23 protein-coding genes and 2 pseudogenes are annotated in these 24,962 nt (G+C 49.0%); 7 read left to right on the top strand and 18 right to left on the bottom strand.

Annotated features, from left to right (window positions below; genetic code table 11):
• Positions 1-54 precede the first annotated feature (54 nt).
• Positions 55-384: a hypothetical protein gene (locus tag BQ7364_RS17820; protein WP_139248643.1), complete on the bottom strand. Its 330-nt coding sequence runs from the start codon at positions 382-384 to the stop codon at positions 55-57.
• Between the two features lie 885 nt (positions 385-1,269).
• On the opposite strand from BQ7364_RS17820, the gene BQ7364_RS13640 reads away from it, so the two are divergent.
• From BQ7364_RS13640 to BQ7364_RS18620, 4 genes and pseudogenes are all read left to right on the top strand, one after another.
• The gene (locus tag BQ7364_RS13640; protein ID WP_072685227.1) at positions 1,270-1,596 is read left to right on the top strand and encodes a DUF3847 domain-containing protein; all 327 of its coding nucleotides are present in this window, start codon (positions 1,270-1,272) and stop codon (positions 1,594-1,596) included.
• A 2-nt stretch (positions 1,597-1,598) separates the two neighbouring features.
• Positions 1,599-3,068 (top strand): MobQ family relaxase, encoded by a 1,470-nt coding sequence (gene mobQ, locus BQ7364_RS13635; RefSeq protein WP_072685226.1) that lies wholly within the window; start codon positions 1,599-1,601, stop codon positions 3,066-3,068.
• A 54-nt stretch (positions 3,069-3,122) separates the two neighbouring features.
• Entirely contained in the window at positions 3,123-3,329 is a 207-nt protein-coding gene (locus BQ7364_RS13630) for a hypothetical protein (RefSeq protein WP_072685225.1), read from the top strand.
• A gap of 89 nt (positions 3,330-3,418) precedes the next feature.
• Positions 3,419-3,598, top strand: a pseudogene (locus tag BQ7364_RS18620) (recombinase family protein); the annotation flags it as partial.
• Between the two features lie 7 nt (positions 3,599-3,605).
• Here the strand turns inward: BQ7364_RS18620 and BQ7364_RS13620 are convergent.
• The 6 genes from BQ7364_RS13620 to BQ7364_RS13590 all read right to left on the bottom strand — a co-directional run bounded on the left by BQ7364_RS13620 (position 3,606) and on the right by BQ7364_RS13590 (position 8,311).
• On the bottom strand, positions 3,606-5,279 hold the full coding sequence (locus BQ7364_RS13620; protein WP_002604471.1) for a recombinase family protein: 1,674 nt from the start codon (positions 5,277-5,279) through the stop codon (positions 3,606-3,608).
• A gap of 77 nt (positions 5,280-5,356) precedes the next feature.
• Positions 5,357-5,530, bottom strand: coding sequence for a transposon-encoded TnpW family protein (locus BQ7364_RS13615; RefSeq protein WP_002604472.1), 174 nt, complete (start codon positions 5,528-5,530; stop codon positions 5,357-5,359).
• Positions 5,531-5,988: 458 nt separating this feature from the next.
• Positions 5,989-6,231, bottom strand: coding sequence for a helix-turn-helix domain-containing protein (locus BQ7364_RS13605; RefSeq protein WP_002604473.1), 243 nt, complete (start codon positions 6,229-6,231; stop codon positions 5,989-5,991).
• Positions 6,215-6,652 carry a sigma-70 family RNA polymerase sigma factor gene (locus tag BQ7364_RS13600; RefSeq protein ID WP_002604474.1) on the bottom strand — a complete coding sequence of 146 codons (438 nt, stop codon included), beginning with the start codon at positions 6,650-6,652 and terminating at the stop codon, positions 6,215-6,217. The genes BQ7364_RS13605 and BQ7364_RS13600 overlap by 17 nt, the downstream gene beginning before the upstream one ends.
• 473 nt (positions 6,653-7,125) lie before the next feature.
• On the bottom strand, positions 7,126-8,109 hold the full coding sequence (gene rlmN / locus BQ7364_RS13595) for a 23S rRNA (adenine(2503)-C(2))-methyltransferase RlmN (protein ID WP_002584956.1): 984 nt from the start codon (positions 8,107-8,109) through the stop codon (positions 7,126-7,128).
• 16 nt (positions 8,110-8,125) lie between these two features.
• Positions 8,126-8,311 (bottom strand): cysteine-rich KTR domain-containing protein, encoded by a 186-nt coding sequence (locus BQ7364_RS13590; protein WP_003431289.1) that lies wholly within the window; start codon positions 8,309-8,311, stop codon positions 8,126-8,128.
• 398 nt (positions 8,312-8,709) lie between these two features.
• Between BQ7364_RS13590 and BQ7364_RS13585 the strand changes: the two genes are divergently transcribed.
• The 3 genes from BQ7364_RS13585 (at position 8,710) to BQ7364_RS13575 (ending at position 10,892) form a co-directional block, all read left to right on the top strand.
• Complete coding sequence (locus BQ7364_RS13585) at positions 8,710-9,066, top strand: helix-turn-helix transcriptional regulator (protein ID WP_002584957.1); 357 nt, start codon at positions 8,710-8,712, stop codon at positions 9,064-9,066.
• A gap of 201 nt (positions 9,067-9,267) precedes the next feature.
• Positions 9,268-9,597: a plasmid mobilization protein gene (gene mobC / locus BQ7364_RS13580; protein WP_002584958.1), complete on the top strand. Its 330-nt coding sequence runs from the start codon at positions 9,268-9,270 to the stop codon at positions 9,595-9,597.
• Positions 9,558-10,892 carry a relaxase/mobilization nuclease domain-containing protein gene (locus BQ7364_RS13575; RefSeq protein WP_002584959.1) on the top strand — a complete coding sequence of 445 codons (1,335 nt, stop codon included), beginning with the start codon at positions 9,558-9,560 and terminating at the stop codon, positions 10,890-10,892. Before mobC ends, BQ7364_RS13575 begins: the two co-directional genes overlap by 40 nt.
• Before the next feature lie 201 nt (positions 10,893-11,093).
• Here BQ7364_RS13575 and BQ7364_RS13570 read toward each other — a convergent pair whose 3' ends face one another.
• The 11 genes and pseudogenes from BQ7364_RS13570 to BQ7364_RS13520 all read right to left on the bottom strand — a co-directional run bounded on the left by BQ7364_RS13570 (position 11,094) and on the right by BQ7364_RS13520 (position 24,327).
• Entirely contained in the window at positions 11,094-11,303 is a 210-nt protein-coding gene (locus BQ7364_RS13570; RefSeq protein WP_002584960.1) for a transposon-transfer assisting family protein, read from the bottom strand.
• Between the two features lie 4 nt (positions 11,304-11,307).
• The gene (locus BQ7364_RS13565) at positions 11,308-14,655 is read right to left on the bottom strand and encodes a YodL domain-containing protein (protein WP_002584961.1); all 3,348 of its coding nucleotides are present in this window, start codon (positions 14,653-14,655) and stop codon (positions 11,308-11,310) included.
• 125 nt (positions 14,656-14,780) lie between these two features.
• Positions 14,781-15,149 (bottom strand): cysteine-rich VLP domain-containing protein, encoded by a 369-nt coding sequence (locus BQ7364_RS13560; RefSeq protein WP_002584962.1) that lies wholly within the window; start codon positions 15,147-15,149, stop codon positions 14,781-14,783.
• Positions 15,146-17,221: a type IA DNA topoisomerase gene (locus BQ7364_RS13555; RefSeq protein WP_072685224.1), complete on the bottom strand. Its 2,076-nt coding sequence runs from the start codon at positions 17,219-17,221 to the stop codon at positions 15,146-15,148. Before BQ7364_RS13555 ends, BQ7364_RS13560 begins: the two co-directional genes overlap by 4 nt.
• A complete protein-coding gene (locus BQ7364_RS13550; protein ID WP_002584964.1) occupies positions 17,218-17,967 on the bottom strand; it encodes a DUF4366 domain-containing protein in 750 nt (249 codons plus the stop codon). Before BQ7364_RS13550 ends, BQ7364_RS13555 begins: the two co-directional genes overlap by 4 nt.
• Positions 17,957-18,223 carry a DUF4315 family protein gene (locus BQ7364_RS13545; RefSeq protein ID WP_002584965.1) on the bottom strand — a complete coding sequence of 89 codons (267 nt, stop codon included), beginning with the start codon at positions 18,221-18,223 and terminating at the stop codon, positions 17,957-17,959. The genes BQ7364_RS13550 and BQ7364_RS13545 overlap by 11 nt, the downstream gene beginning before the upstream one ends.
• Before the next feature lie 6 nt (positions 18,224-18,229).
• On the bottom strand, positions 18,230-18,952 hold the full coding sequence (locus BQ7364_RS13540) for a phosphoadenosine phosphosulfate reductase domain-containing protein (protein WP_002604475.1): 723 nt from the start codon (positions 18,950-18,952) through the stop codon (positions 18,230-18,232).
• Between the two features lie 13 nt (positions 18,953-18,965).
• Positions 18,966-20,936 carry a C40 family peptidase gene (locus tag BQ7364_RS13535; RefSeq protein WP_072685223.1) on the bottom strand — a complete coding sequence of 657 codons (1,971 nt, stop codon included), beginning with the start codon at positions 20,934-20,936 and terminating at the stop codon, positions 18,966-18,968.
• Positions 20,933-21,889 (bottom strand): DNA-methyltransferase, encoded by a 957-nt coding sequence (locus BQ7364_RS13530; RefSeq protein WP_002604477.1) that lies wholly within the window; start codon positions 21,887-21,889, stop codon positions 20,933-20,935. Before BQ7364_RS13530 ends, BQ7364_RS13535 begins: the two co-directional genes overlap by 4 nt.
• A pseudogene (locus tag BQ7364_RS13525) lies at positions 21,886-22,326 on the bottom strand (VirB4-like conjugal transfer ATPase); the annotation flags it as partial. The gene BQ7364_RS13530 and the pseudogene BQ7364_RS13525, both read right to left, overlap by 4 nt.
• Positions 22,327-22,443: 117 nt before the next feature.
• On the bottom strand, positions 22,444-24,327 hold the full coding sequence (locus BQ7364_RS13520; RefSeq protein ID WP_072685221.1) for a reverse transcriptase domain-containing protein: 1,884 nt from the start codon (positions 24,325-24,327) through the stop codon (positions 22,444-22,446).
• Positions 24,328-24,962 lie beyond the last annotated feature (635 nt).

The following is a 24,962-nucleotide window of genomic DNA, read 5'->3' as shown; positions in this document are numbered from 1 at the left end:
TATTTAACTTCGACACAACCTGTGTCGAAGTTGCAATTTTCACTTCTCCGCAAGTTACGGCGAAGTGATTTTTAACTTCTGCCCAAGTTGGGCAGAAGTTGGATTTTGGACTTCCGACCAACTTGGTTGGAGGTTGGGTTTTTCTTCCCGACAAGTTGTCGGGAAGTTGATTTTGAAAATTCTGTCCAACTTGGGCAGAATTATTTTTTTGGAATTTTTTCTTGAAATGATTCTAAAAATGCCTTTCTCGTCGGCTACCACTGGGAGAGATTTTTTCTGTGGGCACTCCCCAAAACGCAAATCCCGTCGGCTACCACTTGAAGAAACATTTTGAAAAATTGCAAACGACGCACGCATAAAAAGTTTGGTTTCCCCGGCTACCATTTGAAAACAACTATGGACAAAAAGCGTTTCTCACCGGCTCCACTTGAAAGTAAATTCTTCTGTGCAAGGTGCGAATGTGAAAGTTTTTTCTGGAGGTATATGAAGAAAGGCTTTCAAAAACCGTTGATAATTCGCTCCTAAATATCCTAACCAGTAGAGGGATCTTTTTTTCGATCCCGTTGAAAACTGCTCTTTGAAATTCTGAATATAGTGAGAGACATTCAGAAACTTGACGGTCAAGTGATGTATCTGTATAATGGTGGCACAGCGGTGATCCGCTACATAAACAACTGAATACCAATGTTCCACCATAAGTCGGTTTCACCCGACACGGTATCGGCACACCGGAAGTGCCGAACTGCTCCACCACGCCTTTGGTTTTGTTGGCAGGAGCTGTAGAAAGCAGAACCCGACTTTGAATTTTCAGAGCCGATTACATAGAACATCACTTTGAAGCGAGAGCTATGCTCCCGCCGATTCTTGGTGCTCTGTGTAATCGGCTCTTTTTGTTTTCTTCTACATCCAACAACTAAATGACCGTCCGAATGGGATATGACTTTGCGATGACATGAGCGAAGCAACGCTGGGGTGAGACTCCCGGGCAGGAACGACATTCGGGTAGAACGGCGAAAGCGATTTTAACCCTTAGTTTACTAAGGGCGCACTTCTATACGGGTGTGTTCCACACCTCGTATGTGCGCTCTGCGAGGCTGACAGACAACAACTCCGAAGTTGTATCTGTCCTTCCGTCACTTTGTTCCGAACAAGGGGCTGCACCCCTTGCGCTGCTATGCAGCTATCCCAGCGCCCTTATGAGTACGAAACGATTTTTCAAATCATTCCGTACCCACAAGGCTGAAAATAACAACACTCAAAGGAGGTTCTATGGAATACACATCTAACCCCGAGCTTGAAAAGCTCCGAGCTGAAAAAGAGAAAAACGAAAAGGAGATTGAACAGCTCACCCACAAAATCACTCGGCTGGAAAATCGCCAGAAGTATTTTGTGGACGGCGAACGCAAGCGCCGCACTCACAGACTTTGCACCATCGCAGGAACTTTGGAAAGTATCGCACCGGAGATCAAGGAACTGGACATCACCGAGGTGATGGAGCTTCTGGAATATATCTTCCACAAGGAAGAAATACAGAAGTTGGTGCACCGCATGAAGATCAACCACGACTCAAAAGTTAGACGAGCAAAGGAGGGGTAAGTATCGCTTTATATCATTTCCATGTAGATCAGATCAAACGCAGCGAGGGGCAATCGGTTGTGGCATCCGCTGCCTACCGGGCAGGCGAAAAACTGCACAGCGATTATTACGGTGAGGACAGCGATTACACCAATAAGGGCGGCGTGATTTATACAGAAATCTTTCTGCCACCCCATGCGCCACGAGAGTATGCAGACCGGGAAACTTTATGGAACGCAGTTGAGAAAGCAGAGAAAGGAAAGAAAGCGCAGCTTGCCTACAGCTTCGATATTTCCTTTCAGAATGAATTTAGCCAGGAAGAAAATATCGCCCTTGCCAGACAATTCCTCACCGAGCATTTTGTCAGCCGTGGCATGGTGGTGGACTTTGCCGTTCACGAACCGGAGCGAGAAGAAGGTGGTATCAATAATCCGCACTTCCACTTCCTCTGTCCAATCCGTCCTATCGAGCAAAACGGCAAATGGGGTTTGAAGCAAAGACGAGAGTATGTGCTTGATGAAAACGGCAACCGCATCCCCGATGGCAAAGGTGATTATGTGTTCAACGCCGTTCCCACTACCGATTGGGGCTCTGCTGAAACTTTGGAGTTCTGGCGTGAGCAATGGGCAGTGATGTGCAACGCCAAGTTTGAAGAAAAGGGCTTGGATGTTCGCATCGACCATCGCAGCTATGAACGCCAAGGCGTAGAGCTGCTACCCACACGACACGAAGGCTCCACCGTCCGAGCCATGGAGAAGAAAGGAATTAAAACTGAAAAGGGCGAGTTTAATCGTTGGATCAGAGCCACCAATGCCTTTATTCGCAATCTCCGTAAGAATCTGTCGGCGCTCCTTGAAGCCATCAAGGAGATCAAGGCTGAGCTGGATAAGCCGCAATCCGATCCCGTCATCATTCCGCTGCAGAGATATTTTGATATGCGTAACGCAAAGGCTTATTCCCAGACAGCCAGGGTCAACAATCTGAAAGAACTGAACCTGATGGCAAACTATCTCAAAGCCCATGAGATTTACACCATCGAGGATTTGGAAAGCCGTGTGTCTGATTTGAAGAACACCGTGGATGAATTGAAAGTCACCATGGATAAGGAAGTCACCCGTATGAAAGAAATTCGCAAGGTTCCCGAATACCTTTCCGTTCTGAGAGATCTGAAACCGATTGTGGACGGCTTGCAGAAAATCAAGTTCGATAAGGCGAAGGCGAAGTACAAGGCAGAACACGAAAAGGAATTGAAGCAGTACTACGCCGTAAGGCGAAAGCTCTTGGAGGCATGCCCCGACGGCAAGCACGACCAAAAGCTTTTAGACAAGGAGTATACAGCGCTTGAAAAGGCTCATGCAGAAACCTATGCAAAATTCAAAGCTATCCGTGAAGAACACCAGAAGATTTATCACATTCACGCCTGCGTGGAAAAAGGATGCCATGCCGAGCAGAGCAACCAGAAAAAAGATCATCGAAAGCAAGAGGAACGCTGATTCATTCCTTTCCTTTCGATTCCATTCCATTCCAAAACAAGAAAGGACGATTAAATGAACGAACAGAAAAGCAGAAATTACACCATCAACGAAAACGGCAGTATTGTCGTTCACAACTATTGTGCGGCTGAACTGCCGCAGATCACCGTGACCATCCGTTCCGGGCAGACTACTTATAGATTTGGCGGAAGCTACGATGGCACAAGAAGTCTTTCCGGTAAATTACTCAACCACATGGCAAAGGAGGGGGCCGACGAATGACAAAGGAGACAAGTTTGCAGGGGTATGATATAATGGATACAAGCAATCCTGTATTGGCAGACTGCCCGCCGATTAAGGAGGAACAAGACATGAACAGGCAGTCTGACAAAATTACTGCGATCTACTGTAGATTGAGTCGTGATGACGAACTCACAGGAGAGAGCAACAGCATTGTCAATCAAAAGGCGATTCTCAAAAAATACGCACAAGAACAAAGTTTCCGCAACATCCAGTTTTTCGTGGACGATGGTTACTCCGGTGCCAACTTTGCTGGGGTTAGATAGCGATACTTTTTACATCTACCATGTTGCGGCGGTCATGGTTGACAACTTGCGTCGGCTCCTGCTCGGTATCAACCTGTCCGACAAAGCTATAATGGATTTCGATTTTCCGGGTGTTGGTTTCCCGGTCTAATTCATGTATCAAAATACGGTCGATAAACTCATGGACGTTTTCATAGGTCAATTCCTGTATGTCGCTGTATTTCCCGACAATCTGAATAAACCTTGATATATCCCTTTTTCGCTCGGTAACGGTTGCGATCTGCTGTTGTAACTCGTCTATCCTTGCGGCAAGGGATTTCTTTTCGTCCTCATAGCCGGAAGTTAGAAACACAAACCGTTCATCTGTCAGTCTGCCTAATGCGTTGTCCTCATACAGCTTGCGGAAAAGCGTGTCAAGTTCGGTCATACGCGCCTGTGCTTTGAAAAGTTCCTTTTGCTGCTGCGCTAATGCCTTTCTCGCTTCCATGTCGCCGTACTCGGTAGCTTTACAGATAAAGTCCTGTTCGTGTTCCTTAACATACCGCAAAACCCGCCGCATATCTTCCAGCACTAAATCAAGAAGTACGTTTTTGCGGATATAATGAGAGGTACACTCGCTGCCTGTCCTTGCCCTGTTGCGCCATGCGCCGCAAGAATAGGAAAACTTGCGCGGCTCGATATTTACGCCCTGTTGGTAATACATCTTATGTCTGCAACCAGCGCAAAACAGCAAGCCGGAAAAAATATCAATCTCCGCTGCTTTTGTCGGGCGGTGGCGGGTAGCAATCCGCTTTTGCGCAAGTTCAAAGGTTTCCTCGTCAACAAGCGGCTCATGGGTGTTTGGGAAGAAATAGCGTTGTTCTTCTTCGTTCTTCCGGGTCTTTTTCGACTTGTAGGATACCTTGTGAGTTTTCGCGGTTATGGTATGCCCTAAATATTCCTGCCTTGCTAATATGTCATAGAGCGTTTTGTCCGGCCAAGTATAGGGGGCGATCATTGCCCGCTGATACCGCGCCTGTCCTGTACGCTGATAGCGCAACGCTCCAATCGTCAAGACTTTGTTTTCCGCAAGCCATTTTTGGATTTCGCACATACGCACGCCGCTAACAAACATAGCGAAAACCTGTTTGACAATCGGCGCGGTTTCCGGGTCGGGTATAAGGTGGTGGCGGTTGTTCGGGTCTGGGATATAGCCGTATGGATATTCCCCGTTGACGCGCTCGCCTTTTTGCGCCTGTGCCTGTTTAACTGCGCGGATTTTCTTGCTTGTGTCGCGGGCGTAAAACTCGTTAAACCAGTTCCGCAAGGGGGTAAACTCGTTATCCTCCCGCGCTGTGTCAACTCCGTCGTTGATCGCGATATAGCGTACTCCGTTTTCGGGAAATACAATCTCTATGAGTTCGCCCGTTTTCAGATAGTTTCTGCCAAGACGGGAAAGGTCTTTGGTAATGACCGTCGCCACTCGTCCGGCTTCCACTTCCTGCAACATCGCTTGCAGCCCCTCGCGCTCAAAACTCACGCCGGAAAATCCGTCGTCCACAAAAAACTTTGTGTTCAAAAAATGGTGTTCGTCCGCATAGCGTTGAAGTATCATTTTTTGGTGCTGTATGCTTCCGCTTTCTCCGGCTTGCATATCCTCTTGACTTAAACGGCAGTAAAGGGCGGTGATTTTATTCGACTGTAACATTAGTCCTCCTTTCCGACAGCCGAATAAACAGGTATAATGTGTTGCTATCATTATACCATATCCCGCCGCCTAATGCACTACTCGGACGCTAAAAATCCCGGATTTCCGGGCTTTTTCTGCAAATCCTTTACAATGAGTTTCTCAATCTTTTTATGGATTGTATCGGTTGCCTTTTCACTCGGCAACGCTTGAACAAGATAGGTGATTTTCCCTATTTTGCGTTCGGTTGTAATTGTCTGTTTTTTATCCATTAGAAAAACCTCCTTTTCCTGTATGGATAAACTATATTCGTCAAAAGGCAAAAACGGGCGGTTGTTAGCTGCAACCTCACGGGAGTTTCACCCCGGCCCATGCTTATGGGTGCGCCGCGCAATACTTTGAGGGTGTTCAACGCGGGAGTATCATTGTGCCGCCTTGTATGTCGTCGCCCACAAGCTGCTAAACCTGTTTTACGGCGCGGTAGTTCTCGCTCGGCTTTTCCCCTATGGGGAAAAGCTGTCATGGCGTACCCGCCGACTGGCTCGGTACAGACGGAATGTACCCGTTTGCCTGTTATGCTGCGCACCAAAGGCCGCTTTCTTTGTCAAAGAACAATAGGCTTTGTCGGCCTGCAAAAGCACATCAACAGCGGATATGCTTTTGCGGAACGACAAATAGCCCATAACGGGAAGCGTGGAAAGGGGACACGCTCCCCGCATGGGCTAAAAGATTATCCTACATGAAAAGCAAGGGTGCGGGTAATAAGGCGCACTTGCAGCCTGTTACGCATTTCCTCGTCCACATAGGAATAGGTATTGCCCGCGTCGTCTTTCAGCGTGCGGGTACAAAGTTTCGCTATGTAACCCTCGTAGTGCTTCAAGATCGCGCACATGGCGGTTGTGTCGCCGTTTGCCGCTGCGGAAATGACAGGGAACGGCAACAGATTTTCAGACTTCCTAACGGTATTCATCATCTGCTTTTCCCTCCAAATACTGTTTGATTTTCGCAAGCGCGGATTTCCTGTGCCGGAAAACCGTCGTGCGTACAACATTCAGCAGTTCGCCAATTTCCGCGTCGCTCATATCCAAGAAGTAGGACAAAAGGATAATGTCGCGTTTCCTTTCGGGCAAAGCGTTAAGGGCTTCGGCAAGCAGTTCATTTTTGACGAGTACATCAAAGCCGGACACTTGAAAACGGAAATAATCGCTTTCGTATTCGTCCGTTGTGAAAAGCTGCGCGAGTTCGCTTTCGCTCAAATCCGAAAAAGTAACTTCGCGTGCTGCGCGTTTCGCAAGAGTGCGGCGGTGGCTTTTCGCTTCGCCGACCAAAGTTTTCTTTGCTAATGCGTCGTACTGATGTTGTATTCTTTCCTTGTCGGAAGAAGATAGCTCCATAGAGTTCACCTCCTTCCCGCGTGGAGTAGAGGACGGGAGTTAAGGGCTTGTCCTCTCTGCCCCTTTCGCTCCGTACCCGTTCGGGAGATGGCTCTTGAGTGCGCTTTTCAGAAAAAAGTTGAAAAAAGCAAAATGCGCCCGTCCGCAAGACGCGGACGGGCGCAAAGGAAATGTAAGCAGTAGCTAAATGTATTGACAGTTCACATTCATAGCCGGAATATCCCGCTTGCGGAGCATAGCTTTTTTTGACCGCAAAGCATTAGGCGGGTTACAGTAAATAAAAATGGACACGGCGATACCTCCCCGATACCGCCGTATCCTTAAAAAAGGGCGACTTTAATACACTACCCGCAATCCATTCTATAATAGGGAACAGCGGCTTTTGCGCAATATTAAATAAAAAAGCCGATAACACATAGGTTTTTTGACCTAATGCGTTATCGGCTCTGCGTCTATGCGTCTGGCACTTTTAATCATTTTTTTTTGAATTTATTATATGTGTTAGCTAACTGTCCACAAGCCGCGTTAATCTCTCTGCCATGAGAAACTCTCATAGTAACTTCAAGTCCTGCTTGCTCTAATTGATGTTTGAATGCAACTATTTCCCGTTTCTGTGGTGCTTTAATTCTTGAATTGCTTGTTGGGTTGTATTGTAACACGTTAATCATAACTTTTTTGCCCCGAAACCATTTTGCAAGTTGTCTTACATCTGAGGGCCGGTCATTTATACCCGGTAAAAGCAAATACGCAAAGACAATTTTGCGATTATGCCTTTCAGAATAGGATAAGGCTTGCTTAACAACATCTTCAATAGCATATATGCGCATGTGAGGAATAATACGATTTCTTGCAGATTGTGTTGCTGCGTGTAAAGATATTGTCAACTGAATTTTAAGATGTTCCTCGCGCAATTTTTTTAATTGATCGACCGGACCAACTGTTGATATGGTAATGCCGTCGGTTGGAAAGTTGAGCCCATATCTATCTCGGAGAATATGGATTGCTTTTATCAAGTTGTCATAATTGAATAAAGGCTCTCCCATACCCATAAAAACGATACGGTTTACTTTTCGACGCAACAATATAATCTGTTGTACGATTTCTGACGATGTTAGATTACGAACAAAGCCATTTCGCCCGGACTCACAAAAAATACAACCAACAGGACAACCGACTTGTGTGCTCACGCAAACAGTTCCACCATCTCGCCGCTTGATAAAAACCGTTTCAATGTATTTGTTGTCTTTCAGTTCGTAAACATACTTTTCAGTATCACTGCTTTTGCAAATATTTTTTACCAACATTGATAGATTTTTTTTGCGTGGTAATTGCTTATATAATTCTTCATATAAGGCTTTTGCTTCATTCTCGCCAATAACTTCCGACATTTCTTTGTAAGTAAATCCGTATGGATCATTCCGTACTTCCGCAGGCGTATATTTAGGTAAACGTTTCATTTTTATATCCTTTCTTCTAAATAATAAAAGTTTGTTTTTCTGTATTTTTGATTACAATCTCTAATTTTTCTACATCAATGATATGCGTCAATTTGCATTTAGGGCAGAAAAGAGGAAAATCTTTTAATACAGTATTATGAAATACTTGAACTCTCGTCTTTCCGTTACAAATCGGACATTTTATCCAATATTTTTTAAGCATTATATTTCACTCGTCCTTTTTACACAAAAAAATGCAGGTCAATCCTCAACATGAGCATTGACCTGCATTTATAATGCACAGAGCAGTACAACAAAACTAAGGCATAGCTTGCACTATGTCTATACTATATCTATACGTCGTTAGTTTTTTGTATAGCATCCGCAAAATAAGCATGACAAAAAAGCCCATGTTGAAAATGGGAAAATCCTTTTTTTCAATGCTTATCTAATACGCATGCTATGCAACATAAACGCCGCCTCCTTTTACATAAATTTTATTTTATCAGAAAATCAGTCTACTGTCAATACACAACAGGAAGTATTTAACCTAATGATATGAATTGTGTGGACATATCCAAAAAGAAAGGTGAACTGTAAAATGTAACAGGGTGAATGAAAATGGCAAAAAGACCCGTACCATTGTACGACTTTAAGGCTTTCGGGGCAGCTATAAAAGCCGCGAGAAATGAATACGGCGAGAGCCGCAAAAAGGTAAGCGACGAGTTATATATTTCCCCGCGCTACCTTGCGAATATCGAGAACAAGGGACAACAGCCGAGTTTACAGGTATTCTATGACCTTGTAACCCGGTATCATATTTCGGTAGATCAATTTTTCTTCCCGAACAGCAATGCGGAGAAATCCACCGGGCGGCGGCAGCTTGACGCGCTGCTGGACGGTATGAGCGATAAAGGCATACGGATTGTAACCGCAACAGCAAGGGAGATAACGGAAGTCGAAAAAGCAGAGGATTAACCTCACAATATGAGAAATCGGGAGATTGCAGCGCATGGCGGCTGCAATCTTTTTTTGCGTCCAAAATCAAAGGAACGCGCAACAAATACCGCCTTTCGGTGGGGGTATGGAGTAGATAGCAAGCACAGCAAACGAGTACCCGTTTGCGGAAAATGCTTGTTGGGATAATCCCAAACCCTTATACCGAAAGGCGGTGCGGAAATGGAAAACCGAAAGAGAAATATACAGATGAAGTTTTACGTTACGGAAGAAGAAAAGCGGCTGATCGACGAGAAGATGAAGCAGCTTCCCATAAAGCAGTATGGGGCATACTTCCGTAAAATGGCGATAGACGGGTATATTCTTGTCGTTGACCGAAGCGACACAAAAGCATATATCCGGGAACTGCAAGCGGTGAGCCGGAACATCAACCAAATTGCAAAACGCGCCAATGCGACGGGGACGGTTTACAGGCAGGATATAGAGGACATTAAAAAGGCGGTGGACGAGATATGGCGGTTACAAAGACGCACCCTATTAAATCAACCTTAAAGGCTGCGATAGACTATATCTTAAATCCCGAAAAGACAGACGGGAAGCTGCTTGCGTCCTCTTTCGGCTGCGGGCTGGAAACCGCCGATATTGAGTTTGCATGGACGCGGGAAGCTGCCGGAGATCGCGGCACACATTTAGGGCGGCACTTGATACAATCCTTTGCGGTGGGAGAAACCACACCGGAAGAAGCGCACAAAATCGGCATGGAACTTGCCGGGGCGGTATTAGGCGGCAAGTATGAGTTTGTTTTGACAACTCACGTCGATAAAGACCATCTGCATAATCACTTGATTTTCAACGCGGTTAGCTTCGTTGACTACAAAAAGTACCATTCCAACAAGCAAAGCTATCACTTTATCCGGCGCACCAGCGACAGGATATGTAAAGAGCATGGGCTATCCGTCGTCGTACCGGGACAGGACAAGGGAAAAAGCTATGCAGAATACACCGCCGAAAAGCAAGGGACAAGCTACAAAGCAAAGCTGAAAACGGCGATAGATACTCTCATTCCCCAAGTGAAAGATTTTGACGAACTGCTGCGCCGCTTGCAGGAAATGGGGTATGAAATCAAACAGGGCAAATACATTTCCTTTCGCGCTGCCGGACAGGAACGGTTTACCCGCACAAAGACGCTCGGCGCGGCCTATACGGAAGAAGCGATAAAGGAGCGTATCAAGGGCGTGTATGTTGCCAAAACAAAAACGCTGCGGGAAGATAAGAAAATCCGGCTTGTCGTCGATCTTGAAAACAGTATCAAAGCCCAACAGTCGGCGGGCTATGAACGGTGGGCAAAAATCCATAATCTGAAACAGGCTGCTAAAAGCATGAACTTCCTAACCGAAAACAAGATTGAGTATTATAGCGAACTTGAAAGCAAGATAGCCGATATTATGACCGCTCATGACGCGGCGGCAAAGGCGGTTAAGGAAGTGGAACAGCGTATGTCTGATTTGTCGCTGCTTATCAAGCACACCACCACATACCGACAGTTAAAACCGATTTACGATGAATACCGAAAATCGCCGGACAAGGAAAAGTATCTGCGGGGGCATGAAAGCGAAATTATCCTGTTTGAAGCTGCGGCAAGGGCATTAAAGGAAATGCAGATAAAGAAGCTGCCCGATCTCGCCGCGCTGCGCAAGGAGTATAGAAGCTTAAACGACAGGAAAACCAAATTGTATGAAGATTATCGGCAAGCCAAGAAGCAAATGCAGGAATACGGCGTTGTCAAAAAGAACGTCGATAGTATTCTTTACCCGTCCCAAAGCAGGGCGCGGGAGCAGGAGCGATAAGGCGCAAAACATGGGGTGGCAAGTGGAATGTTAAGGGCTGAAAACGCCTGTGTTTCTGCGGCTTCCAGCGCATGAAAACGACATAGACGATAAAGTATATTCAAACCCGCAAAAACGGCTTTCTAATTGTCCACGCAAGGACAAAAAAAGAACAGGGGCGCGGTGCCGGAAATCGGCAACCGCGCCCCTGTTCTCTATGGGCTATTCCTCGTCGGTCAAGATAAACTCCCTTTCGGAAAACTCGCTGTCCGTCATGGCTTGCAGCTTGTTCACCGCTGCGGCGGCAAGCTGGCGCATATCCTCGTCCATGTAGGGCATGGCGGCAAGGATATTTTCAAGCGTTGTTTCCCGGCTGTCCTCGGCGTAGATCGCAACAATGTTTTCTTCCTCAATGGTAAAGCGGGTATTCATGCTATCAAACCTCCAAATCCTTTTTATGCTCTTTCTGTTTATCTTTCGGCTGCTGCGCCGCCTGTTTCTTGTATTCGTCCAGCTTCTTCAAAATGGACGGTTTTTTCTGCGGCTGTTCCCGTTTCTCGGCTTTTACCGCTTTTGCAAGGTCGGTAACGGAAATCGCTTCCCCCGCCTTTGCCCGCTGCTCAAAATCTGCAACGGTGGGCGTTTGCGGCGTATTGTTGATAAGCCCGTCAAAATTGTTGTCGTTCTGCTCTATGGTGTCCTCGACGTGCTTTAAGGGATTATCCCGCTGCGGCTGCTCGGCGGCTATGGCATAAGCCTGTGTGCCATTCCCCATAATGAGATACTTCCCGTCCTCCGACGCATGGTGAAAACCAAATCCCGCCGCTTCGATCTGTTCACGGCTCATATCGGTAATATGAAAATTGCCCCTCGGCGTTCTAACGGTTTCACCCGTCAAAAGGCTGTCGGGGGTCGCTTCCGGCTGCTGCTTTTCAAGCTGCCCGTCCTTGTAGGAATATCCTTGCGCCGCGATTGCTTCAAGGGTCTTGCCCGTAACGTCGCCATAAATCCGCTTGTCTGCGTCAACCAGCATTTGCAAAGTGTCTTGTACGGTGTCGGACAAGGCTTGCTGCTGTTCGGGCGGCAGCTTGTCAAATACGGGGGTCTGCTGCTCCTGCAAAAACTCCGGCACTTGCTGAAAACCGATACTGTCTACATAGTGGGCGGTGTCCTCGTCGTTCTGATGAAGCACAACAATGTCGGAAACGGAAAGGCTATGCCCCTTAAAGTCGGCGGGGTGGTCGATATTAAACCTTTCCCAAATGTCGCCCAGCGTCATATCCTTTGTAAGCGGTGCAGTATAGACGAGTTCATAATTTACCCGGTCAATGGTAAGTCCAGCCGCTTGCAGACGGTCATAAGGCTCAAAGCGCAAGTCCCTTGTTTCGTCCCCGCGCTTTAACTGATAAATGGAAAAGGTATCGCCCTGCTCCTGCTCGGCTTGCCGCTGCTGCTGCAACTCGGTAAAATGCCCCTCAATCTCGGTAATGAGTTCCTTTGCGGTGGTCTGTATTGTTTCAAGGGACGCTTTTAACTCGGTCATTTCCTTGCCGCTGCTCCAACCAGCCACATAGCCGAAAGAGTAATCGGAAGTATCAAGGCCGAAATGCTGGCAAACCGTATAAGCGACGCTTTCCGCTTCTACCTCGCAGGTATGGCGGTCAACGCGGTTTTGCTGCTCCGGCGGGGCGTTTAAGTCTACGTCGTGCAGCTTCGCATGGGCGATTTCGTGAATGGCGGTCTTTACCGCCTGTAATTCACTCACGCCCTCTTTGATTGCAATACGCTTGTCGGTCAAACTGAAATACCCATTTGCGCCGTTTGTGATCTGCTCAAATGCAATCGGGACGGGGGACGCTTTTTCAAGGGCGGCGAAAAAATCCTCGTACTGCTCCACATCGGCAAGCAGCGGTTTAACGGAAAGGTCGGGAAACTCCTTGCCCTCGGTCTGCGAAATATCAAAGACGGTTATAACCTTAAAGGCGGGGACGGTGATTTCCTTTTCTTCCTTTACCACTTTTCCCTCGCGGTCAAGCATGGGCTTTCTCGTTTCGGGGTCGATTTTATCAACCAGCTTTTTCACCTTGTAGGGCGCGGGGGCAAAGATTTTAATGCCTTTCTCGCCTTTCTTTACATGGCGGTCAAACTCCTTTTCCCATTGACGGAAGCCCATTACCAAATTGCCGCCCTGCATAGCAATTAGGATAGTGTTATTCAAACTATAATCATGGAACTTTGACATAGCGGTTAGAAACTCTTTGTAGCGGTCGCTGTCAAAAATCGCCTGTACGCCCTGTTCCAAACGCGCGGTGATCTCCTTTACCTTTTCGGCGGGCTTTTCGGAAGTAAGGATAATGGGGACGACGGGGCGGGGCTGCTGCGGCTCTGCGGCCTGTGCGTCTGCTTGCTGCGTTTCGGCTGCGTCCATATAGGCTTTGTCCTGTTCGCCGCGCTCCGGCTGCGGGTAACTCATAATGCGGTATTCTTCCGGCACTTCGCGCCCCTCAAACTGCCGTTCCCACTCGTCGCCGCTTTCCACGATATAGCCGTACTCGGTAAACGCGCCTTTTTCCTGCGCGGCAGCGTTCCTGCCAAAAGTAGAAAGGTCAATGCCGCCTTTCCATTCTTCGGGCATTTGTACCATGCCGGATTGATTTAAGTAATAGTCGCCCAAATCGTGGTAGTTATGTACTTCGGGGATATGGACGTAAAAATCCACGTTGTAGGTGAAGTCAATTACCTGTCCAATATTTGCAAGCCCGTTTTTCTGCTGCAAAGCTGCGTTCAGCTTGCCAACCTCGGCGGGGTCAAGCTGTTCGAGCCGCGCCGCAAGAAAATTGAGTTCGTCCACGTCGGCGGCGCATACCATTTCATAAGGCAAGGCAATATGTTTCTCCGGGTCGTCGGAATAGCCGCGAATGGAAAAATCCTGCGGGTTGTCGGCGGTAATGCCGACGTTCCGCATAGCTTCGTGCAACTGCTCCTTTGTGGCGGGCATATCCAACCAATAGCCGCCGGGGTCGCCCGCGTCAAAGCGGCTGCGGTTGCCTATCATAATAGAAAACTGTTCGCTCATGTGTTCACGCTCCTTTTCCTGCCCGGTATTTTCGGGGATAGCTGCCGCCTGTTGCTGCTGCGGGGGTTCTTCGCCCTCTATGGTGTAGTCCGGCATGAGCATACCGTTTACTTTGAAATAGTCGGCGTACTCCTGCGGGATAGGCGGGGAGATTTCCGTAAACAAGCGGTCATACGCTTTGATACGCCCATTCAGATACTTTTCCATAGCTGCCTTGTCGGTGAAAACCTTTCTATCTTGTCCGGCAATCTTCGCTTGGGTTCTGCTTGGGCTGTTGGTGCGCACGCTCCATGTAAGCGTCCATGAATACGGGATAGATTTCTGCGCTTCTTTGTCGTAGCGGGTATTCTCGTAAATGTAGTAATTCATCTGATATACCCGATTGCTGCGAATATGGCGGTTATGCTCGGTGGTCTGCCACTCGTTAGCGGTGTGCTGGACGTGCGGCGTTCTCACATATTCAAGTGTTTTATCCAGCAAAAGCGTTCTTCCCGCCTGTTCTTCCCATGCGGCGGCGCGTTCTTTAAGGTCGTCAAAAATCGCCTGTTCTGCCGCCGCGCTTTCGCTGCGCATGGAAAGTAGCTGCGCAATCGGCAAGGAAGCATAAGGGGCAATCTCCCTGTCCTTTGCTTCAAAATATATCCGGCGTTCTATCCGCATGGTTTCGGCGGCTTCTAATTTGTCATGGTCGTATGAGGAATACGGCATATTCTTTCATCACGTCCTTTCTCGGTCATATAAGGGTTTGGGACTATCCCAACAAGCAAAATGCCCGCGCTCTCTATGGGAAGCGCGGGCATTTCTCGCAAACGGGTACTCGTTTGCTGTGCTTGCTATGTAGTTGTTTTTATCCGTAAACGCCTGTTTCTCTCGCTTTGGGCTTTCTGTCTGCGGCGTATCTTTGCCGCGCAATCGGGGCAGTATTTCGCCCGGTTGCTGCCCGCCGCAAACGTGCTGCCGCATACCGCGCAACGCTTCAAATCGGTTTCCCCGCTGCGGGTGATCTGTTCGCAAAGCTGCCTGTCGGCGGGTAATACCGCTTCGCGGAAATAGCGGCATAGCAGCGAATAGCTGATACTCTGCACACAAACGCAAGTTTCCCCGTCGTCCAGCAGCAGACAATTCCCGCAATCGTTGTTTGCACAAGCGGCGCGGGTCATTTTCTTTACGGCGCGGTATTGCTTTTCATCAAGCCTTATCATTTTCGGTTCTGCTCGACGCGGAAGTTTACATACTTGCCGCCTGTGTCGGCAAGCAGCACAACTCCGTCAAAGGTCTTTCCCGTCTTGGTCGAGTACATACCTTTGATTTTTACCTTTCCGTCTTTCAAAAGGGCGGCGGCAATCGCCTTTGTGAAAGCCTTTTTGCGCTGCTCAAAAAAGCGGTCATTCTTCCACATCACAAAGCTGCAAGCCCTGTCGGAGCAGTAAAAGTTTTTCTTGCCCTCGTAAACCGCCGCGCCGCAACGGGGGCAAGTGCCGATTGCTTCCCGCTGCGGGGTAAACAGCTTCGCTTTATCCTCGGAAATCGCGGAATAGGTCTTGACAAGCCCCGCTGTCATTTCCTCAATCCCGCGCATGAAGTCGGCGGGGCTGTCGCTGCCCTTTGCAATCCCGGTAAGGCGCGTTTCCCATTCTGCCGTAATCTGCGGGGACGTAAGGCTGTCGGGCAGAATAGCGACAAGGTTATACCCGTCCTTTGTGGGGATTAGCTTTTTGCCCTTGCGCTCGGCAAAGCCCGCGCTAATGAGTTTTTCAATGATACCCGCCCGCGTCGCGGTGGTGCCTAACCCTTTGCGCTCCGCGTCCTCCGGCGTGTCCTCCTTTCCCGCACTCTCCATAGCCGAAAGTAACGTATCTTCGGTAAATGCCTTTGGGGGCTGCGTGTAACGTTCGGAGATCTCCGCTGCCGGATTGTCAAAGGTCTGCCCCTCGGCAAGCGGGGGTAAAACCGCTTCCGGCTCTGCGTCCTCGTCCTGTTCCCCGGACGCGGCGCGGGATAGTCTTTCAATCTCGCGCCAACCCTCGCAAAGCGTCGTCCTGCCCTTTGCGGTAAAGGTATAGCCGCCGCAAGTGAAAACCGCCGTAACCGCTTCATACTCATAGGGCGCGGCAACGGCGCAAAGCAGTTTTGCGCACACAAGGGTCATTAGCTTTTTCTCACTTTCGGCAAGGGAAGAAAAGCCCGTTTTCACAAACTCCGCTGTCGGCAAAATGGCGTGATGGTCGGTTACTTTGCTGTTGTCGCAAATCCTCGCAAGGTCGGCTTGCAGCTTCACGCCCTGCATAAAGGGGAGAGCAGCGCAAAGGCCGGTGATAAGTTCCTTTGTGCTGCCCTCCATATCGGAAGTGATATATTTGCTGTCGGTGCGGGGATAGGTCAAAAGCCGTTTTTCATAAAGGGCTTGCGCATAGTCAAGGGTCTGTTTCGCCGTAAACCCATACAAACGGTTTGCTTCCCGCTGCAAGGCGGTGAGGTCAAACAGTTTCGGCGGGGCTGCGGTCTTTTTCTCTTTTTTAAGGGAAGTACAAACGGCCTGCGATTTCTCGCAAGCCGCTTTCATCTGCCGCGCCGCCGCTTCGTCGTCCTGCCTTTCGGAAAGGGCGGCAACGCCGCCAACGTCCAGCCGGACGACATGATATTTCTCTTTCTTAAAGCTGCTGATTGCATAGTCGCGGTTTACCAGCATAGCAAGGGTGGGCGTTTGCACTCTGCCGACATTCAATGTTTTATGGTAGAGGATAGAGAAAAGGCGGGTCGCGTTAATGCCAATGAGCCAATCGGCCTTTGCTCTGCAAAGCGCGGATTGATAGAGGTTGTCATAGCCGCGCCCGTCTTTGAGATTTGAAAAGCCCTCGCGGATTGCACTTGCTTCCATGCTGCTAATCCAAAGGCGGGAAAAGGGCTTTTTGCAATTCGCCTGTTCATAGACAAAGCGGAAAATGAGTTCCCCCTCGCGCCCGCTGTCGCAAGCATTGATAATCTCGGTAACGTCGCTGCGGTGCATAAGGTCTTTGAGAATGGAAAACTGCTGCTCCTTGCCGCTGGCAACAATAAACTGCCACTCCTGCGGGACAATGGGAAGATCGTCGTACTTCCATTTACGGAATTGTTCATTGTAGGTCGCCGCGTCTGCAAGGCTAATCAAATGCCCGATACACCACGACACAAGGTAGCCGCCGCCCTCAAAATATCCGCTGCGCTTTTCATTCGCGCCCATAACGGCGGCAATCGCCGCCCCGACGCTCGGTTTTTCTGCAATTACAAGTTTCATAGATTATCGTCCTCCTGCTCGGTCTGTTCGGTTTCGACTACTTCCGTTTCCTCGTCGTCCTCGTCAAAATCAAGGTCGTCAAGGCTGCTGCTGCCTTTCGCCGCGTCCTTTTTGGGCTTCAAAATCTTAAAGTAGTAGAACGCGCCGCCGCCCGCTGCGGCAACAAGCAGCACGACAAGCAGAATACCCATGCCGCCGCCTTTTTCTTCTTCCGGCGGCTGCTCGGTTTCTTCCGGCTCCGGCTCGGCTTCCACACCCGCGCACTCGCTCATGTTGACGCTGCAAACCGGGCAAGCGGTGTTGACGCTTCCGGCAACGCATTTATCGGTGCAGCTACAAACGGGGGCTTCGGTCTGCCCGTCCTCCATAAGGGCGGTTAAATCCGCTTCGTCCACTTGGTTAAGGAAATGGACGGTATTTTCCCCGTCCTCGGCGCGGTCAATGATGATGTAAAAATAGTTGCCACTTTTGGTAACGACGGTGATAAACTGCTTGTCGCCGGACGCTTCACCCGTTATATCGTCCACAAGGGACATATTCCCGTCCGGGGTAAGGGGCTGCGGCTCATAGCCGCCCGTCGTTTCTTCCGGCTCGGTTTCCGGCGCGGGGGTTTCCTCGGTTACGGGGGTAGGCGTGTCGTCGCTTTCATCGCCACCGCCCGCATAAGCGGTAACAGAAAAGCCGCACATGATAACCAGTGCGGCAAGCAATACGGTAAACTTTCGGATTATCTTTTTATTCTTCATTGTCGTTGTCCTCCTGTTCGGCGGGGTAAGTGGCTTCCGGCTGCGGCAAGGTGATTTCGCCGCTGGCGTAAGCGGAGAGGAACGCGGCAAGCTGCGTCCCGTCAAGGTGTACCGCCTTTACCATTTGCACGATCTGCGCGTTTTCTTCCTCGACTTTCTGCGCTTCAAGGTCTTTCAGCTTCTTTTGCTGTTCAAGGATTTTTGCCCTCGTTTTCTCAATATCCCTTTCGATACGGTCAAGTTTCGTGTTCGCCATAGTCATTTACTCCTTTCCAAACTGTTCTTTCCATGAATAGCTGCGCCCCAATCCCTTAACGGTTTTAAGATAGGGCATAGCGTTTTCTTCCAAAGTCGCCGCCCGGTTAAATAGATCGGGATAGTGTTCTTTGAGATATAAAATCTCTTGTTTCTTCATGCTCGGACAAAAGAAACAGGACGATTTACCCGGCTGCGGCAATCCTGCCGCTTTGATTTCCCGGATACAATCGTCCCTGTTCCAGCCCCATTCTTCAATGAGGGGGTAGCGGTTATGATATTTTTTGTCGGCTTCGTTGTACTTGCGGGAATGTTCATACCGTTTCACTTCTCCCGCGTCATAGCCGATATAGCGGTTGACTTTCTCGCCGCGCTGCCATACTTCGCGGCAAGGCGCATAGTGGTTGCAAAACTTTTCCTGCGGTGCGATTTTGTGTTTCTGCGAACAACGCTTATGCCCGTAGGCAATCGACGGGAGCGTATGAGAGCGCAAGCACTCGGTTTCAAGAGATAGGCGGTTGCCGTAGCGGTCAACATACTGCACAACGGTAATCTGCGGCATACCGTGTTCCGCAAGCCATTGATTGATTATCTCGATAAATTGATAGGTATGCGGGTGTTCCGCGCCCGTATCGGCAAAGGTGATAAGGTCAATCGGGATTTTGTGCTTGTATAGGCCAATAAGTAAGGCGGCACTATTCGTGCCGCCGCCAAAAGATACAATATTCATTTTTCAACTCCTTTTAATTGTAATTTAACCGCCCGTAGGCGTAAAAGTGGGATTGCCAATAGCTGGTGTCCAGCTTTGAATACTGGATAGGGTCGCCACAATGCAGCATGACGGGGCTTCCGTCCCCGTCCTCGCCCACATAAATCCCCACATGGGAAACGCCGGGGGTGTCGTATGTACCCGTAAAGAACACCAAATCCCCCGGCTGCGGGTTAGAAACAGGGGTTGAGATGTTGTAAAGCCCTTGCGCCCCAAGTCTGCCCGTATTGTATAGGCCGCTGTTCGTCAACACATAACTCACAAAGCCGCTGCAATCAAAAGAGGTTTCCGGGGTGCTGCCGCCCCACACATAGGGAAAACCGACGTATTTATCTGCTTCCTCCATGAGCCGCGCAAACTTTTCATCGGAACCCAGCAGCGCGGCGGGTACTTCATAATCGGCGGGCGGGGTTTCATAGTATTTAGACACATAGCCGGATTGCGGGAAAAGGTCGGGTCTGTTTCCCAGCGACGACATATACATAGCGTACATGGATAGCTGTTCTTCGCCCATGATGTAAACGGGGACATGGGAGAGGTTGAAGTTTTCCAAATCCACATGAAGAATGTAATAGTTATAGGGGACTTCAACCGTATAGGGGTTGCCCTCGCTGTCCGTCCTTGTTTCGGTGCGGTAGCGTACCTGTACTTCTTCCTCGACCGTCAAGATATACTGTTTCTCAAAGAGCATTTCAAGGGTGCTTTGCACTTCATCGAGTGTAAACACGCCCTCATGCCACGCGGAAAGGATAGAAATTAGCACATAGGGGTCATGCTCGATCTCGTCCGCGTTTACCCGGTATTCGTCATAGCCGGGGTATTCGCTTTCGATATTGTCCAGCATATCTTGTAACTCGGCTTCCATAGCGGCATACGCGCTTTCCGCGCCCGTTATATCCGCGTCCTCGGAGAGATAGGACGACGCAATCAAGCCGCTGCCGCTGTTGCCGCCAAAGAGGGAGCAAGAGGACAGCCCGCCGAAAAGCAGCAGCACGATAAAGGCAATCCCGCCCACAATCAAGCAGCCTTTCCAATGCCGGACAACAAAGAACGTCGCCCGTTTGGTTTCCTGCGCGGTTTTCTTCGCCGCCTTTGCGGTGGCTTCAGCGGTTTTTTTCGCTTTGCCGCCCGCTTTCAGCGTTTTTGCATACTGCTTTTTAATGCGCTGCTTCTGCCAAAAACGGGAAATGGGGTTGGAGTGCGCAAGCGCGGGGTTATCGTGCAACGCCTTTTGATAGAGAAAATCTGCGTTTGCCTTTACCGCTTGTTTTTCCGCTGCCGCCGCTGCCCGGTAGGGTTTCAGCTTATGGCGGCGTATGCCGCCCTTAACTGCCCGCGCCGCCATGCCGCCCGCTTTCTCTCCGGCAAGTTCTACCCGGTGCCCGCTTTCCACACCGACGTTTTCTTTCTCTACCTCGTAGATTTTCCCATGTACGGTACTGTTTAACTCCTGTGCCGGACGGGATAAGGGGTTATGCCGCAACTTGCCGTTTGGGGGCTTATCCGTCTTTTCAAAGGAAAGGCGCGTCTTTGCCTTGCCTTTCGCTTCGTCAAAAACGCGCTCTTTCTTGATTTTGGTCTGCTTGGGGATAGCCGCCCGCGCTGCGTCTAAACAGTCTGCCGCCTTATCCGATTTCTTGATCGCTTTTTGAAGTTCCGGCGTTGCCCGTTCCGCTTCGGAAAACTGCAAGCGGGAAGAATGGGTTTTAGGCTGCGTCGCGTCAAGGGCTTTTTTCTCCGCGCCTTTTGCTGCGTGTCGCTCAATCTCTGCGCCGATATGCTGCACAACCTTTTCCGCTGCCACCCCTGCGGGGGCTGAATAGTTTTCTTCCTGCGGCCTTTCGCTGATACTGGACGTTTCGCCCGTCGTGAGGTTTTCCGCAACCGCACCGTCGCGGGTCATTTTTTGCGTTACCTTGTCGGGGGCTTTCAGTTCCTTGCTCAATCTTCATCACCTCCAATCCGCTGTTTTGCAAGTTCGCAATAGTCGGGGTTTAACTCAATGCCGATATAGCGGCGGTTAAGCCGTTTTGCTACCATGCCCGTCGTGCCGCTGCCGAAAAAGGGGTCAAGGACAATCCCGCCGATGGGACAGCCCGCCAAAATGCACGTTTCCGCAAGTTTCGGCGGGAACGCTGCGAAATGCCCGCCATGATAGCCGACATTGTTAATCTGCCAAACGTTGCGGCGGCTGCGGACGGGAGAAATCAACTCGTCGGCGTATGCGCCCTTTTCGCGGGGGCGGTTGATTTTCTGCGGTTGGTTTTGCCCCGGAACAGTAACGTTATACTTATTTCCTTTGCTAACTCCGCTTTTCAGCCGCCCCGCCGTTGTGGGGGCTATCGGCTCGGCTACTGCTTGCCAATCGTAATAATACTTCTTTGACTTGGTAAGCAGAAACACATATTCATAGCAGCGGGTCGGCCTGTCCCGCGTGCTTTCCGGCATGGGGTTTGTTTTGTGCCAAATGATAGAACTGCGCAAATACCAACCGTCGCCCCGCAAGGCGAGGGCTACAAGCCACGGAATACCAATTAAATCTTTGGGCTTGCAGCCGGGGGCGCGGTGGTTAAACGCCACTTGCTGCCCGTTCCTGCCTTTGGGGTATTTGGGGTCTTGGTGGTCGGCTTTGCTGCCTGTGCCGCAATAAGTGTCCGCGATATTCAGCCAACAAGTACCCTCCGGCGTAAGCACCCGCTTTACCTCATGGAATACCGCCGTAATACGGGAAACATATTCCTCCGGCGTTGCTTCCCGTCCGATCTGCCCGTCTGCGCCGTAGTCCCGCAAGGCATAGTAGGGTGGGGACGTTACGCAACAATCAACTGCATTTTCCGGCAAGGTTTGAAGCACCTGCAAGCTGTCGCCGCAATAGATTTTGTCCATTTCTATCCTCATGCCGACACCTCGCCGGGTTTGGTCGTCATTACACGATAGAGTTCCGTATCTTGCGGGAAACGGTCAATAAAGGGCAAAATCACGTTGCCATAGAAGATAAGCCCCTCGCCCGCGTCGGAATGGGTTACATAGGTCATTTGCTGCTGCGAAATGTTAAGCTGCTTTGCAAGGATTTCCCTGTCGCCCTGGGCTTGGTTGAGCATATACACAAAATCGCTGTTTTCAAAAATGTTCTCCACCTCGCGGGACGATAACAAATCTTTCACGTTTTGGGTGATACCTGTCGGAATACCGCCCCATTTTCTAAAACGCTTCCAAATCTCAACGCTGTACGCTGCGGTCTGTTCCTCTTTGAGCAGCAAATGAAACTCGTCGATATAGTACCGCGTCGCCTTGCCTTCGCTGCGGTTTATGGTAACTCTGTTCCAAACTTGATTGTGATAGGTAATCCGCCGCTTTTGCCATATCTCCCGATATGGTAGTCAGGACGGATTTTCCCCCACGTCGCACCGTGCGTGCGGCTTTCGTCGCACACGGCGCTCCATCAATACGGATTAGTTGTTGCGTGTATGTGAAGCTACCAGTTTTTCCCTATAACTTAAAATCTTCTTTTGCACTTGTTTTTCATAATCACTGATGTCCATGCCCGGCGTGTTAATCGCCATAGAGCATTTCTTGTGTACTGATATAAGGTTGTTGACACGGTTTACTTTATCCAGCGGAAGATATGGGTTAATTCTATGGGTGTATGGAGCATGGTCTATCAACCATTTTCCGCAAACCCTGCATTTGAGCCGGTCACGGTTCAGGGCGTATGCCTTATTCATGACAAACTCAAAATTGTTCAGATAGCCCCATTTACCCTTTAAGACAGCGATTGACGCATTTTCTGAATACACATCATCCAATCTGGCTTGTATGCGCTTCTTCTTAGTGCGCCTGAAATTGATTTCCCGTCCTTCGGCAGTATAGGGCGTTTCTTTTGGATTTTTCCCTCTCGTTTCCTGCCAGTTACAGAACGTGAGCGATGTAACTCCAACATAGATGTCACGGTATTTGACAGAAGGTATCTTTTGCCTGTAATTCTGGTGTATTCGGGGAAGGTTCTGCGTATCTTTGGCTCGAATCCATTTCCCTTTATACTGTTTGAGCCGGCGGCTCGCTGCAAGTTGTATCTTTCTGCCATATTTGTCCATGCTCACGCTAACCCATGTGCAGCATTGATAATACTGGATGACCCCTCGTATCTGGCTGTTAATCCGATTGATTTCATCAATCAGCTTTTCACGGCTTGTATCCCGTGGGATTTTCTTAATATTATCCGCTATCACATCAACTTTGCGTTTCAGTCTTTCTCTGTCCGGCTGTGTTCTGGTAACATAACCATGTTCGCCTTTCCCCTTTACTACCTTAAACTCGTATCCGAGAAATGTGGCGTGTTTCTTTCTTACATCCGTAATCAGTGTTTTCTCTTTGGACAATGTCAGCTTCATCTCTGTTTCCAGAAATTCCTTTAACGATGATTTCCAAAATTCAGCATGTTCCCGGCTATCTGTAATAATTACAAAATCGTCGGCATACCTCACTAGGAATCCCGGCACCAGTCTGGTCTTTTTCAATGCCCTTCTTTTTGCGGAATCCTGATTGTATTTGTGGGTGGTGTTTTTCAGTTCCCACTGTTTTGTTACCCATTCATCCATAATGTCGAGATAGACATTTGCAAGCAGAGGGCTGATAATCCCGCCCTGCATAGTGCCTTCTTCATTTACTTCACATTCATCAAGAACGCCTGCTTTCAGCATTTGTTTGATGATTTGAAGCACACGCCGGTCTTTAATTCCCAAATGATATAGTCTGCGAAGAAGTATAGCGTGGTCGATATAGTCGAAACATTTACTGATGTCTCCTTCCACAAACCAGTAATAACCTGTGTGGAAAGTGATGAAATTCAGTCTTTCCAGCGCCATTGCCGTATCCCTCATTGGGCGGAAACCATAAGAATGTTCAAAGAATAGCGCTTCTACAATGGGTTCCAACACGATACGCATACATTCCTGTACAATGCGGTCCCGTATTGTAGGAATACCTAACGGACGCTTTTCCTTTTTCCCCGGTTTGTCAATATATTTCCTGCGTATTTTCTGTGCTTCAAACTTTTCAAAAGCTCTCTGGATGTCGTTAATAACCCATCGGTAGGGTTTTTGCAGATATTCCCGCCGCATAGTCTTGTTATCGACACCGGGAGTATCACTCCCATGATTGCTCTTGATATTGTGAATTGCAGTCACAATCGTTGTTTCTGCTGACATAATTTCCAGTAAGCCTTTGAAGGCAGGGTATTTCCCTTCCTGTCTGGCTTTCCTGCTTTGTTGATACAATTCGTCTAACAAAGTGCGTAATTCAGTTTCAGTTTTTGGGCAGTCGAATTGTTGTGCCATACGCACCACCTCCTTCCGAGGTTGTGTTTCTGGTTTTAGTCAGGTTTGCCTACGGCTTCCTCGACTTTCTGTTCACATACGAATCCATATTGACTATGCCCCTTCGCTCCACTCCCATTACAGGAGCTTCATCACTACTACGGGCTGATGCCCCGTGGATTAACAGGTCATTTCCTACCTGTGCGGCAAGGGTGACACCTTACTTGCACCGGCATGTACCGGAGCGCCGTCCACGGTTCCTTTGTTCCCTATATTCTAGCTTTACATTTAGTTTTAGCCCGTCCCTCTGACCCGGCTGCCATCACTGGCTTGTGTGATTGATTGCCAGTGACATTCGACCATTCCGGTTTTCTGCCGTTTTCCACCAAGACATATTTCAACGGCGACAGCACCCCACATGGGGAGGATGGCTGTGTTATCATCCCATCGTTTACGAGCCTTACACTCAGGACTTTTGTCGATTGCAACAAAATATACTGGACATGACTAATTTATAGCTTCTTGCGGTTATCCAAGCTGTCTCAAGCTTCTTCCCCGCTTTTCACCGAGCTTCGTACAATTCACCTGTCACAATGAAATGCACGTCGGAAATTAGAATTTTTGTAACCCGTCACACCGGGTCAGACAGGAACTTC

Origin of the sequence: Holdemania sp. Marseille-P2844, from assembly GCF_900120005.1 — a bacterium.
Classification (GTDB): Bacteria; Bacillota_I; Bacilli_A; order Erysipelotrichales; family Erysipelotrichaceae; genus Holdemania.
Note: the sequence above shows the minus strand (reverse complement) of the source record. Positions and strands in the feature narration are given on the sequence as shown.